The 12,553-nt window shown below is 53.9% G+C and carries 10 protein-coding genes; 6 read left to right on the forward strand and 4 right to left on the reverse strand.

Going from position 1 to position 12,553, the window contains the following annotated elements:
* Positions 1-149: 149 nt before the first annotated feature.
* Genes JNK54_10410 through JNK54_10430 form a run of 5 tightly spaced genes read left to right on the forward strand, consistent with a single transcriptional unit; the run spans position 150 to position 5,459 of the window.
* Complete coding sequence (locus tag JNK54_10410) at positions 150-386, forward strand: CopG family transcriptional regulator (GenBank protein ID MBL8024669.1); 237 nt, start codon at positions 150-152, stop codon at positions 384-386.
* Positions 383-658, forward strand: coding sequence for a type II toxin-antitoxin system RelE/ParE family toxin (locus JNK54_10415; GenBank protein MBL8024670.1), 276 nt, complete (start codon positions 383-385; stop codon positions 656-658). Before JNK54_10410 ends, JNK54_10415 begins: the two co-directional genes overlap by 4 nt.
* A 42-nt stretch (positions 659-700) precedes the next feature.
* On the forward strand, positions 701-898 hold the full coding sequence (locus JNK54_10420; GenBank protein ID MBL8024671.1) for a DUF2892 domain-containing protein: 198 nt from the start codon (positions 701-703) through the stop codon (positions 896-898).
* 11 nt (positions 899-909) lie between these two features.
* The gene (locus tag JNK54_10425; protein MBL8024672.1) at positions 910-2,265 is read left to right on the forward strand and encodes a TolC family protein; all 1,356 of its coding nucleotides are present in this window, start codon (positions 910-912) and stop codon (positions 2,263-2,265) included.
* Positions 2,262-5,459, forward strand: a complete 3,198-nt coding sequence (locus tag JNK54_10430; protein ID MBL8024673.1) for an efflux RND transporter permease subunit — start codon at positions 2,262-2,264, stop codon at positions 5,457-5,459. The genes JNK54_10425 and JNK54_10430 overlap by 4 nt, the downstream gene beginning before the upstream one ends.
* Positions 5,460-5,480: 21 nt before the next feature.
* Here the strand turns inward: JNK54_10430 and JNK54_10435 are convergent, their stop codons facing one another.
* Positions 5,481-6,482 carry a transposase gene (locus tag JNK54_10435; GenBank protein ID MBL8024674.1) on the reverse strand — a complete coding sequence of 334 codons (1,002 nt, stop codon included), beginning with the start codon at positions 6,480-6,482 and terminating at the stop codon, positions 5,481-5,483.
* 108 nt (positions 6,483-6,590) lie between these two features.
* Here JNK54_10435 and JNK54_10440 point away from each other — a divergent pair, with 108 nt between their 5' ends.
* The gene (locus JNK54_10440) at positions 6,591-7,334 is read left to right on the forward strand and encodes a DUF547 domain-containing protein (protein MBL8024675.1); all 744 of its coding nucleotides are present in this window, start codon (positions 6,591-6,593) and stop codon (positions 7,332-7,334) included.
* A gap of 540 nt (positions 7,335-7,874) precedes the next feature.
* Here JNK54_10440 and JNK54_10445 read toward each other — a convergent pair.
* The 3 genes from JNK54_10445 to JNK54_10455 form a co-directional block, all read right to left on the reverse strand.
* Complete coding sequence (locus JNK54_10445) at positions 7,875-10,142, reverse strand: nitric-oxide reductase large subunit (protein MBL8024676.1); 2,268 nt, start codon at positions 10,140-10,142, stop codon at positions 7,875-7,877.
* A gap of 232 nt (positions 10,143-10,374) precedes the next feature.
* Positions 10,375-11,055 (reverse strand): Crp/Fnr family transcriptional regulator, encoded by a 681-nt coding sequence (locus tag JNK54_10450; GenBank protein ID MBL8024677.1) that lies wholly within the window; start codon positions 11,053-11,055, stop codon positions 10,375-10,377.
* A 6-nt stretch (positions 11,056-11,061) separates the two neighbouring features.
* Positions 11,062-12,087, reverse strand: a complete 1,026-nt coding sequence (locus JNK54_10455; GenBank protein ID MBL8024678.1) for an integron integrase — start codon at positions 12,085-12,087, stop codon at positions 11,062-11,064.
* Positions 12,088-12,553: the final 466 nt, after the last annotated feature.

The raw sequence follows: 12,553 nt of genomic DNA on the forward strand, positions 1-12,553 counted from the left end.
ACAGTTTTTATGGCCTGGGAAATTTTAATTCAAAAATTATGTTCCCCGTCGATCACCCCCTGGAGCTAAACAGACACAAAGAGACACCTTATTATAATGCATTGCAGTTTATTGTAATACGATGTATTATATACGGGCTACAAAACTTTATGCCTAAACACACCGTTACTTTTCGGATGGATTCTCAGAAAACCAAATCCTTGGACGCTATTGCTTTGGCGGCGGACCGGGATCGAAGTTATGTGTTGAACGAGGCGGTGGACCACTACATTGAGTTGCGACGGTGGCAAATGGGGCATATTCGTGCCGCTGGGGGGCAGGCGGAGAAAGGGCAATTTGTTTCGGGGGCGGATGTGGCGTCTGTTCTTCAGAAAAAGCGGCTGTGAAAATATTTTGGACCCGGCAGGCAGTGGGGGATTTAAGTAGCGCGTTGGATTGCGCCGCTTGTGAGAAGCCGACGGCTGTTCCTTCCGTGGTCCAGGTGATCGAAAAATCTGTGGCGTCACTTCTTCTTCATCCCGAGATGGGGCGGCCGGGACGTGTGAAGGGAACCCGGGAGATGGTTGTCCCTGGGACGCCTCTCCTGCTCTCGTATGGACTTCGGAACGATCGGGTTGAAATTTTGGCTCTAATTCATGGGGCCCGGAAGTGGGTGTAGGTAAGCGAACGAGAGACGATTATGAAATGAGGAGGATCAAAAATGAATATTGAACGGACTTTGCGTGGCGTGGCTGGTTTTTTTGTTTTGTTGAGTTTGGGGTTGGCTTATACGCACAGTCCCAAATGGCTCTTTTTTACGGCTTTCGTGGGATTGAATCTATTGCAATCGGCTTTTACGAATTGGTGTCCTCTGATGACCATCTTGCGGAAATGCAGCACCCCCAAGACAACGGTTTGATTTTACTTTCCATGCGTATTCGATTGCTGGCCCTGATGGCACTCCTGGCATTCCCGCTGGGGGCGGTGGAACAATTCACGTTGGTCGAGGCCGTTCGGCGCGCGGTGGCACGGAACCCTGGTCTTCAGGCGGCGGATGCCCAGGTGGAGCGGGCGCGCCGGGAACGGTCCGAAGTTCAGGCGTCCCGGTTTCCACGGTTTGAAGCGGGATCGAGTTTTACCCGGGGGGACAGCCCTGTGTATGCTTTTGGATCGTTATTGGACCAGCGGAATTTCGGCCAAGCTAATTTTGATATTGGAACCTTAAACCACCCGGGGTATGTGACGAATTTCAAAAGTTATCTTCAAGTGGGGGTTCCACTTTTCACGGGATTTGAAATTCAAAGTGCACAAAAGATGGCGGAGTTAGGGCTATCCCAGGCGGAAAGTGCGGCCACTGGGGCGCGACAAGACATGCGATTAGGGGTCTTGGAGGCGGGTCTTCAAACCCTTCAGGCCCAAGAATTACGAAACATGTTGGACGAACGGATTCGGGCATCCCAGGAAGAGATTCAGAGCGCGGAGCGACTTCGCGCTAAGGGGTTGGTTTTGGGGTCCGATTTTTTTGCGGCACAGGCTGTCCTCTCTGGGCTCCAAGCCTGGCGCGTTCAAGCCGACAAAATGGCGGAGGCCGGTCGGGATTCGTTGGCTATTCTCGTGGGGCTTTCTCCCGCGGGATTTCAACTTCGAGGAACTTTGCGGGCGGGGGGGCCTGCCCTCCCTTCCGAAAATGAACTGCGCGGGATGGCCCGGCAGAACCGATCGGACCTTCGTTCGGCCCGTCTGCAGGTCCAACAATCGGAAGTGGCTTTATTTCAAGAAAAGTCCACCATCCTTCCCCGGGTGGATGCCATGGCTCAGGCCGAGACCAACACCGAAAATTTTTCGTCCAACCCGTCAAGCCGATTGCTCATGGTTCGCGCTCGGTGGGCGTTGGGGGATCCAGCGTACACCGCACGGCGAAAAAAGGCGGCCGCGGCGTTCCGGGCCGGACGGCAACAGCAGGAGGCTTTGGAAGAGAAAGTCCAGATCGAAATTCTTCAAGCCCTTCGTCGTTACGAAGGGGCTCGGGACGCCCTCCCCCTCTTGGAAGGGACCGCCGAGCAGGCCCGGAAATCCTTGGATCTTTTTCGACCCTTGTACCGTGAAGGGCGGCAAAGTATTCTGGACGTTCTTCGAGCGGAGGAAGCCTTGGCCCGGGCGGAGTCCCTTCGATTAGAAACCTTGGCTCAACTGCATATTCAACGGGCCAAAACCTTGGCCGCGGCGGGGATTTTGGATGAGGGAGCCCTCGGCGCCCTTTCCGCTGCATTGGAGAAACCACGATGACAAACCCCACCCCACCAGAGAAACCACACGCGCTCGGTTTGGCAGGCCGGCTGGCGGAAACTTTTATCGCTTCAAAACTTACCTTGCTCTTTGTCCTGGCCAGTTTGCTCCTGGGACTTTTCGCTACCGTGAGCCTACCCCGAGAAGAGGAACCCCAAATCAATGTTCCCATGTTTGATGTGTTTGTGGGATACCCGGGAGCCAGCGCTCGCGAAGTGGAAGACCGTTTGACCCATGTGGGTGAACGGAAATTTTGGGAAATTCCAGACGTGGAATATGTCTATTCCACCTCTGAGCCAGGTTTGGCGATGTTTATACTCCGCTTTAAAGTGGGGACAAATCCTGAAGAAGCCATGACGCGGGTGTACACAAAGACTTTCGCCAACATGGATTTTCTCCCGCCGGGGGCGACGCAACCTCTTGTCAAACCCCGATCGATTGATGACGTTCCTATTTTGGCGCTCAACTTAACGGGGGAGGGCCAAGACGGTTTTTCCCTCCGGACCCAAGCCGCGGCTTTACGGGAAGAAATCAGCGCGGTTCCGGGCGTTTCCGCAACTGAAATTATAGGTGGTCGTCGACGCCAATTTCTCATTCATTTTGATCCGGCGGCCCTGACCCGCCATCGGTTGACTCCCTTGGAGCTCGCGGGAACCGTGCAGGCCGCGAACACCCGTCTTCCGGCTGGAACATCAGCCCAAGGCGATCGCGCGGTGGCGGTGGAAACGGATGCGCTCATCCGATCGGCGGACGATTTGCGGAAAATTGTCGTGGGGGTTTCTTCCGGTCGGGCGGTGACCCTGGCGGACGTGGCCACCATTACGGATGGGCCAGACGAGGAGGACCGCTCCGTTAAGGAATGGACGAGGGAAGGAAAGCCGCGGGAGGCCGTGACCTTGGCGGTGTCCAAACGACGTGGCCAAAACGCCACGGAGGTCGCCCGGGAAGTCATGGGAAGAATTGACGCTGTGCGCCCCAGCCTTTTGAAAAAAGAGACGAAAGTCTCCGTGACGCGGAATTACGGGGAAACGGCAAAAGAAAAATCCGATGAACTTTTATATCACATGGCTTTGGCCACCCTATCGGTGACGCTCTTGATCGCGTTTTTCCTGGGTGTGCGGGAAGCGTTGGTGGTGCTGGTGGCCATTCCGGTGACGTTGGCGTTGACCCTGCTCGTTTACTCTTTGTTGGGATACACGCTGAACCGCATCACGCTTTTTGCCCTCATCTTTTCCATAGGCATTTTAGTGGACGACGCTATTGTGGTGGTGGAAAACATACACCGGCATTTCGCCATGAGGGACGGCCGTTCGCTGCGACAACTGGCCGTGGACGCCGTGGCCGAGGTGGGAAACCCCACTATTTTGGCCACCTGGGCCGTGATCGCGGCCATCCTGCCCATGGCGTTTGTGTCGGGACTAATGGGGCCCTACATGCGGCCGATCCCCGTCGGAGCCAGTGTGGCGATGCTTTTTTCCCTGGGGATTGCTTTCATCATTTCCCCGTGGGCGTTTACCCACGTTCTGAGGATATGGAAGCCTAAAGAAGGGGTGGGGCATGGGGAAGAATCTTGGTTGGACCGGATGTATCGCCGGTTCATGGGACGGCTTCTGACCCACACCTTCTCCCGTTGGCTGTATTTGGGAGGGACGGTGGTGTTGTTGTTGGCGGCGGTGTCGTTGGTGTATTTTAAGAAAGTCACCATGAAGATGCTCCCGTTCGATAATAAAAATGAGTTTGAAGTGGTGTTGACCCTTCCCGAAGGGACGGGGCACGACCGAACTCAAAAGGCCGCTGATGAAATAAGCCAAGCGCTGTTCGCCCAGGCTCCGGAAGTGGAGCGGATCACGAACTATGTGGGAACGGCCGCCCCTTACAATTTCAACGGGTTGGTGCGGCATTATTTCCTGCGGCAACGGCCGAACCAGGCGGACCTGGCCGTGAATCTTTTGGACAAGAAAGACCGAAAACGGCAGAGCCACGCGGTGGCCGCCTCTCTTCGACCTGTGGTCCAGGCCATTGCCGACCGTTACAACGCGCGTGTTCAAGTGGCGGAGATTCCACCGGGGCCGCCGGTGCTTTCGACGCTTGTTTTTGAAGTGTATGGCCCCGACAATGCCGCGCGTGACGCTTTTGCGCGGACACTGCAAAACTTTTTGCGCACGGCGGAGGATATCGTGGACGTGGACACGTATGTCCCATCGGTGGAACCGTTAGACTTGATTCGGGTGGACCGAGAAAAAGTCACCTTGAACGGCCTTTCCGCCCAGCACATTGCCCAGACGACGAGTTTGGCGTTGGGGGGGCAAACGTTGGGGCTCGCCTCCACGGGAGTGGATAAGGACCCGGTGGAAATCCGTTTGCGGCTTTCGTCAAAAGATCGAAAGGGATTGGATGCCCTGGGTAAAATTAATCTTCTTTCGCGGAACGGGACATTGATCCCCTTAGCGAAACTCACCAGCCGAGAACGGGTGGACCAGGATCCTCCTATTTATCACAAGAACCTGCAGCGGGTGAGCTACGTGATTGCGGATGTGGCGGGGAAACAGGAAAGCCCCGTCTACGCGATTCTGGATCTCCGGAAAAAAATTACAGATTTGGCGGAAAAATCCGGGTATGATGTGAAAGAATATTTCGCCTCTTCCCCTCGAAATTCTTTAGAGCGCGCGCTGAAGTGGGATGGGGAATGGCAAATCACCTATGAGGTCTTTCGTGATTTGGGATTAGCGTTTGCGTTCGCCCTGGTGTTGATTTATGTGCTGGTGGTGGGATGGTTTAAATCTTTTACCATCCCGTTGGTGGTGATGGTTCCGATCCCTCTCACGCTTGTGGGTATTCTCCCCGCGCACTGGGGTTTGGGGGCTTTCTTTACCGCGACCAGTATGATTGGATTTATCGCGGGGGCGGGAATTGTGGTCCGGAACTCCATTATTCTGGTGGATTTCATCCATTTGCGATTGGCTGAAGGGATGCCCCTGAAAGAGGCCGTGATTGACGCAGGTGCGGTGAGGTTTCGCCCCATGTTGTTGACCGCGGCAGCCGTGGTGGCGGGGGCGGGAGTCATTCTGTTTGACCCCATCTTCCAGGGTTTGGCCGTTGCTCTCATGGCCGGTGAAATCGCTTCGACCGTTCTCTCCCGAATGGCTGTACCAGTCCTCTATTACATGGTGGCCCGCCGAACAAAAACAAGCTGACCAAACAATATGGGGACGTACTCAGTTTATCAGTTTACGTAGTTCGTGATTTTTCTGGACGAGGGTCTCCCCTCGAATTTTGGCGATGGATGCGGATTGAACGGTCATTGCTGTCATCTGCCCCATGAATTGACAGGTTTGCCCTTTGTAATGGGTCCCCAAATAAATGAGGACCGCCTTTGCCTGGGAGACCGGGCCCCTGCGTCCTTTCTGTGTTAGGTCTTTCCTTGAAAGGTTATGCAATGCGGCCACCCGATCCAATAAATCTGTCACTGAAATGTTTTTAATGGGGCTGGGAGCCGCTCTCTTTTCAATTTTCTTGAGCACTGTTTCCACAAAACATCCGCTTCCCAAAATTCGTTCATCGGAAGCCTGGAGATCTTCTTTTTTCAGGCCAGCCCAATTCCCTGGCGACCGACCCAAGCTTCGTAACAATCCCCCTCCCATCAAATCAGCCCGTTGGCCAGTCCCCGCCCCTTCCGAAATAAAACCGCGGTAGGCGATTTGGGCTTTTTTCTGATGCCTGCCAAACTGCGACCAAACATCATGCACGCGTTGGAATGCCCTTGTTTCTAAACCCAGAAGAGCGCGATGGCCACTCCATGGAAAATTCTCGAGAGCTTCCAACGATTCAACGATCTTTCCACGAAGGGGGTTCAAATGAATGTAGCGAATTAATTCCATCAGGTAGGTCTCTTTTTCGCAGAGAATGGCTTTGTATCGGTTCTCAAAGAGGTGTCCAGCTCGGCGATGTCTTCTGTTAAAGAATACCGCATAGCCCGTCATCAACTGACGCATGAGCGGAGGCGTGCCCTCTTTGCCCACTTGGACCAAGAGGTGGAAATGGTTCGGCATCAAAACCCAGGCAAAACAAAGGCACCCGGAGTCGTTTAATGATTGATCAAGACGGTCGATAAACTCGCGATATTCGATGGGATCAATAAATAGGGTTCGACGTTCAATGCCTCGGGCCATAACGTGATAAAGGCCGCCTGGGACCACCAATCGGGGTTGACGTGGCATGATTGGATGCTATTCAATGCTCGACGCTATGTCAAGTAAACTGATAAACTGAGTACGTCCCCCATAATAAATGACATGAGGAGAACTTCTATGAGATACATAAAATTGATGATTGTGGCGATCCTGTGGGCGACAATCGTTGTCACGCCTGCGGCCGCGGCCGATTTTGACCAGAGTCATGGGACTTTGGAGCGGGTCTTAAGCCGTTTTGTTCGGGACGCTCGCGTGGATTACGCCGGCCTGAAGGCGAACCCAAAAGAGTTGGATTCCTACGCGAATTCCCTTTCTGCGGTGCCGGAAACCGAATTCCGCCGTTGGCCCGAAAAGGACCGCTTATCCTTCCTGATTAATTTATACAACGCTCAGACTCTTCGATTGATCATCCATCATTACCCGGTCAGGAGCATTAAGAAGATCGGAAGTATCCGTAGAGGGCCCTGGGACCAACCCGTGGTCCCCCTCTTTGGGCGGATGATCACCCTGGCTGAACTCGAGCACAAGATCATCCGGAAGGAATACCCGGACCCAAGAGCTCATTTTGCCTTAGTGTGCGCGGCAAAGGGGTGCCCGCCCTTGCGCGGAGAACCATACGTGGCCGACCGATTGGACGCGCAGTTGGAGGAGCAAGGGCGCCTGTTCATCTCCCAGCGGCAAAAAAACCGGTGGGAAGACGGCGTTCTTTTCCTTTCCCCCATCTTTGAATGGTTCAAAGAGGATTTCGTCAATAAATCGGGAAGTGTTACGGCTTTCGTCGCTCCCTATTTCCCCGAGCCGGCGCGGCGCGAAATATTAACGAGCGCGGTGAAGATCGAATTCACCGATTACGATTGGTCGTTGAACGACAATAATTAACCCGAAATCCTCAGTTGAATCACGGGGTTCGACAAAAAAAATCGGGCCTATTTCCTTCCCAAAAAAGTTTGTCCGTAGTGTCCGCGACCGCGCTAGCGGAAGTGCCGCGTGGGAGCGGCCTACGACCTGCACTTTTTTGTTCGTAAAGAAGCCCGCTTTTTTCGTCTCGCATAAGCGGCTCTGCTGCCTCAGGTGCCAGGCTCTCTGAGCCTAGCCGGCCCTCGCGCTCAACTGGGGATTCCGGGTTAATTCAAAACCGCTGGCCGCACGCGCACTGGCGGTTCTTTTGAATCGATCCGTTATACGGAGCCCCTCAAGCGGGTGGCGGGATCGAAAATGAAATCACATCTGATCCCCGTTGTTAAACGGGCGGTGGGAATGTGGATGCGGTGGACCAGGTAAACGAATTTAACCCACGAGAAAACCTGACCGTTCCCACGTTTCCCTGGGAGAGGAAAGTGGACCCCTCCCAGGTTTTGCGGGCCAAGACATTAGCGACGCAGGAGACCCGCCTTCGGCTATTGAGTGGTCGGTTTCTTCCTATTTCGCGGTGCGGAGCGAAAACAAACGTGTGACCATGAAGTAAGCGATGGGGATGGTTCCCCCGATCACGAAGACCATGTCGCCCAAGACCCGGGCCCACGTGGTGATTTGGAAGAAGGACGATTGGATGACGGCCTCACTTCGCGCATACCAGAACCCGTGTTGGATGCTCTGGACCAGTTGATAAATACCCGCGGGAAAAATGTTGAGCGCCAGCATCAACAGCAGGCCGATGTTGAGGGACCAGAAAGAGATCCCCCAGAGTTTGTCGTTCCAGCGATGGGGGACCACAATCAGCCGGCAACAAAACGCCAGCGCCGCAATCGCTAGGTTTCCATACACACCCATCAGGGCGCCGTGACCGTGGTTGGACGTTAAGTAGGTGGCGTGTTCGTAATAACTCACGATGGGAAGATTGATCAGAAACCCGAAAACGCCCGCGCCCAGGAAGTTCCAAAAACCCACGGCCATGAGGAACATGACGGTCCACTTGTGAGGAAATTCTTGGGGTGTGACCGCAAAGATGCTCTTGTTTTGCCGAAGCTTAATAAAGTTCCACGCTTCAAGCGTGAGCAGGCAGAGCGGAACCACTTCCATGGCGCTAAACACGGATCCCAGCGCCAAATTAATGGCGGGTTGGGCTGTCCAATAGTAATGGTGCGCTGTCCCAATCATCCCGCTGCCAAGATACAGAATGATGTCGAGGTAAACCACTCGGAGCGCCGCTTCTTTGGGGGCCAGGCCTAGAATGACAAAGATGTGGGCCACGACAATTGTTGTGAACAGTTCAAAGAATCCTTCCACCCACAGATGCACAATCCACCAGCGCCAAAAATCGGCCACCGCGAAGTTGGTGCCCGGTTTATACAGCATTCCGAACGAATACATGATGGGAATCGCGATAATGGAATACATCAACAGGTAAGGCATCCCCCCGCGGTCTTCCCCCTTCAGTGTGGGCTTGACCGCGCGGAAAACGATGACCGCCCAAAGCGCCATCCCCACGGTGAGGAGCATTTGCCAGAGCCGGCCCAGTTCCAAATATTCCCATCCCTGATGGCCCAGCCAAAACCAGGCTTTGCCAAGCAACCCTTTAATGCCCAACCACTCACCCACGATGCTTCCCACGGCGACCAGCACCACCGCACCGAAGAGAACGTGGACCAGGGCCGCCTGACCTTTGGGCTCGGTTTTGGACACCATGGGACCAACGAAGATCCCCGCCGCCAACCAGGCCGTGGCGATCCAGAAGATGGAAAGTTGAAGATGCCAACTGCGCGTAATCGTCAGGGGAAGAATTCCGCGAATATCAAACCCATACAAGCCAGCGCCTTCAACAAAGTAATGGGCCGTCAAAACTCCCATGAGTGTTTGGAACACAAACAAAAGAGCGACAACGAGAAAAAAGTTGTATGTGGCCCGTTGGCTGGGCGTGATGGTGATGTCTTCTATCGCGGGAATTTTTTCCAAGGGCATTTTTTCACTGCCCCAGCCCAAATAGTCAAACCGTCCAAAAAACATGAGCACGAGCCCGAGCGCGCCCAAAAGTGAAATCACGCTCAGGGCGCTCCACAGAATGACCGCTAAGGACGGACGGTTTCCGGCTTGTTCGTCCGGCGGCCAATTGTTGGTGTAGGAATACTCTTTCCCAGGACGCGGAGTGACGGCGGACCAGGCGCCCCAGGCAAAAAACGCTGTTAGATTGCGTCGGTCCATGGCGTCCGGAATGTAGTTGGCGGGGAGGGGAATGTCTTTGCCCCCCTCCTTGAAAACAGCGTTCGTGTTATTGACCAAGAGTTCAAAAGATTGGGCGTAGGCGGGAGTGATGGTGACCGCGCCCGTGGTTTCATCGTATCGGTTGGTTTTGAGTTCCTTAATAACGCGATCCGCCACGATTGCTTGATCGGTTTCAGAAAGGGAAGCAAATTGGGGGGCTCCCTTCTCCTGGGCGTAAACGTCGCGTAGGCCGAGCGTCAGTTTGTGTAGGGCCTCGGCTGAAAAATCAGGACCGCGGTAGCCACCATGGCCAAAAAAGGACCCGTAATCCATGAGCCCATATTTTTGGAAAACGTCTTGGCCGACCACAATGTCCTTGGCGGTGAAGAGGGTCTGCCCCTCGGTTGTGATCGCGTCAAAATAGGGGGGGGCGCCGGTGTAGGTGGTCCTTCCCATGAAAATGAGCCCACTGATTCCAATGATGACCGTGAGGATGGCCCCGTGTCTCCACCAGGGCGAAATGCCGAGAGGTTTCCGTTCGTTGGTCATTGAACTGAGCTCCTTTGCTCGAAAATATTGCCCCTTCGCGAATATTTTGAAAAGACATCAATTGTTTTCATCCGAAAGGGATTTTATTTTAGGGTTACCGGCAGGGGAAAAGTATGCGCTTGCGCAGGTTTAATGGCCCGCCGACCACTATAAAGCGCGACTTTAACTTGGTCGGCTTTAGGACATATCGATCAAATGGATGTTAACGATGTTCAAGGGGGTCCTTCCCATCTCATCGGCGGGTTGATTTTGTTAGTCGATGAGAAACGGTGAACTTTTCAAGGGAGGAACGGTCCATCAACGTGATGCGTTTCCAGCCGGTGCGGAGAATCCCTCGTCGGTTGAAGTCGGCGAGAACACGAATGGCGGTTTCGGGGATACAACCCACCAGTTCGGCGATGTCTTCCCGGCGGAGGCGTACTTCCGCGCCAGTTTCCGGCAAGAGAAGGGATAAGAGGTGAGCCACCCGGCGTTCCACGGGTTCCGTCGCCATAGCCCGCATGGTTTGGGCGTGGCGAAGGTGATCCCCCATCTCTTGGTGGACACTTTGAGCAAAGGCGCTGTGGGCCCGCATCAGTGAATCGAATGAAGATGCCGACATCGCTAGAACTTCTGAGTTTTGAAGGGCCACCACGGTCAAGGGGTAAGGACGTTTGTCTAAAAGCGCGATAACACCGCACAGGCGGCCGGGAAAGATGAGATCCATGGCGGAGACGATGGAACGAGGCGTATATTTCACCGCTTTTAACAGTCCCGATGCCACAAGGTAGGCGGCCCGTGGGGGATCTCCTTCATGGAAGAGGGCGGTGCCCCTGGTCAATTGTTTTCGAGGACACGTTTGAATGAAGCGGTTCCGTTCGGTGGCGGGGAGCTGGGCCAGGACCGGAAACTCAATCTCTTGGGATATTTTCAATGGATTCTAAAAATCTACCGGACTGCGAACGGCCCCGGCGCCTTGTTTCAACACGTGGGTGTAAATCATGGTGGTACTGACGTCTTTGTGGCCCAAAAGTTCTTGAACGGTGCGGATGTCGTAACCCGCTTCTAAAAGATGGGTGGCGAAACTATGACGAAGTGTATGAACACTGGCCGGTTTTGTTAGATTAGCGGCCCGAACCGCCTTTTTCATAGCGGTTTGGAGCGCTGTTTCATGGATATGATGCCGCGCCATGTTCCCACTTCGGGGGTCTTTTGAAATGCTTCGGGCGGGGAACACATATTGCCAACCCCATTCTTTGTTTGCGCTTGGATATTTTTCCGCCAGGGCATAGGGCAAAAAAACTCGGCCGTAGCCAGCCGCCAAATCTCGTCCATGAATCGCTTTCACTTCAGTCAGATGCCGCTCCAAAACGGGCCGTAATTTTTGGGGGAGCATGGTCACCCGGTCTTTGGCGCCTTTCCCATCCCGGACAATGATCTGATTGAGCTCGAAATCAATATCTTTGACCCTTAACCGAACCGCTTCCATGAGCCTCATCCCTGTCCCATAAAGCAGTTCCGCCATCAATTTGGGTGGGCCTGTTATTTTTTCGATCACTCGTTTTACTTCGTCCCTCGACATCACCACTGGCCGGCGAATGGGCAGTTTTGCCCGTGCCACGTCCCCAATGTCTCCCACGCTGATGCGTAATAATTCCTTATAAAGGAAAATAAGGGCGTTGAGCGCTTGGTTTTGTGTGCTGGCTGAAACGTTCTTGTCCACCGCCAGGTGGGTCAGGAAGGCCGCTATTTCTTTGGCCCCCATATCCTTCGGGTGTTTCTTTCCATGAAAAAAAATGTAGCGTTTGGCCCAATCCACATAGCTCTGTTCAGTGCGTATGGAATAATGTTTCAGGCGAATTATTTCCCGCAATTGATCCAACAATTTTGGTTTTGGAAACTCAGCAATTGGCCGGTTCACCTGAATAGATGGGGGGTTGAAATCTATAACTTCTGGGTGTATCATAGGTTAACCTCGAGGAAGCAGGGGTGTTCTATTGAGTAATTCGCTCAGGTTAAACATTCTGTAATAGTTTATCGTGATCTGTCAATGAAGTGCAAGCAAAGACAGAGTGAATTCAATCTAATAGATGTTGGGCGCGGTTTCGGCAACATGCGTCGCGCTGGGTTAGAGCGCGTTCCGCCTTGCAAGTTTTGGGGTTTGGGTTTATAGTTCCAGAGCGCGGTTTTTAGGGCGCCTTCGATCATTAATTGAGATTCGCCAGTTTTCATCGGCTCGCTACCATCCAACGTGGTGGGCCAAGTTAGAGCGGCCTACCGGCCGCCGCAGGGTTGACGGCTCCGGGGCGCGGGCCAAGACGTGATTTCTGGTGAGCCTCTAGTTTGGAGTGGCTGTGGGGTCACCAGTGTATTTCGCACCCAACAAGTCGCTGCAGTGGACCGGACCCGGTGCGAATCGAGGGGTAAAGTTC

The sequence above is a fragment of the Elusimicrobiota bacterium genome, from assembly GCA_016788905.1.
GTDB lineage: Bacteria > Elusimicrobiota > Elusimicrobia > FEN-1173 > FEN-1173 > JADKHR01.

Coding starts and splice junctions, on each gene's coding strand:
- JNK54_10410 (MBL8024669.1), top strand. CDS start 150: ATGCCTAAACACACCGTTACTTTTCGGATGGATTCTCAGAAAACCAAA.
- JNK54_10420 (MBL8024671.1), top strand. CDS start 701: ATGAATATTGAACGGACTTTGCGTGGCGTGGCTGGTTTTTTTGTTTTG.
- JNK54_10425 (MBL8024672.1), top strand. CDS start 910: ATGCGTATTCGATTGCTGGCCCTGATGGCACTCCTGGCATTCCCGCTG.
- JNK54_10430 (MBL8024673.1), top strand. CDS start 2,262: ATGACAAACCCCACCCCACCAGAGAAACCACACGCGCTCGGTTTGGCA.
- JNK54_10435 (MBL8024674.1), bottom strand. CDS start 6,482: ATGCCACGTCAACCCCGATTGGTGGTCCCAGGCGGCCTTTATCACGTT.
- JNK54_10440 (MBL8024675.1), top strand. CDS start 6,591: ATGATTGTGGCGATCCTGTGGGCGACAATCGTTGTCACGCCTGCGGCC.
- JNK54_10445 (MBL8024676.1), bottom strand. CDS start 10,142: ATGACCAACGAACGGAAACCTCTCGGCATTTCGCCCTGGTGGAGACAC.
- JNK54_10455 (MBL8024678.1), bottom strand. CDS start 12,087: ATGATACACCCAGAAGTTATAGATTTCAACCCCCCATCTATTCAGGTG.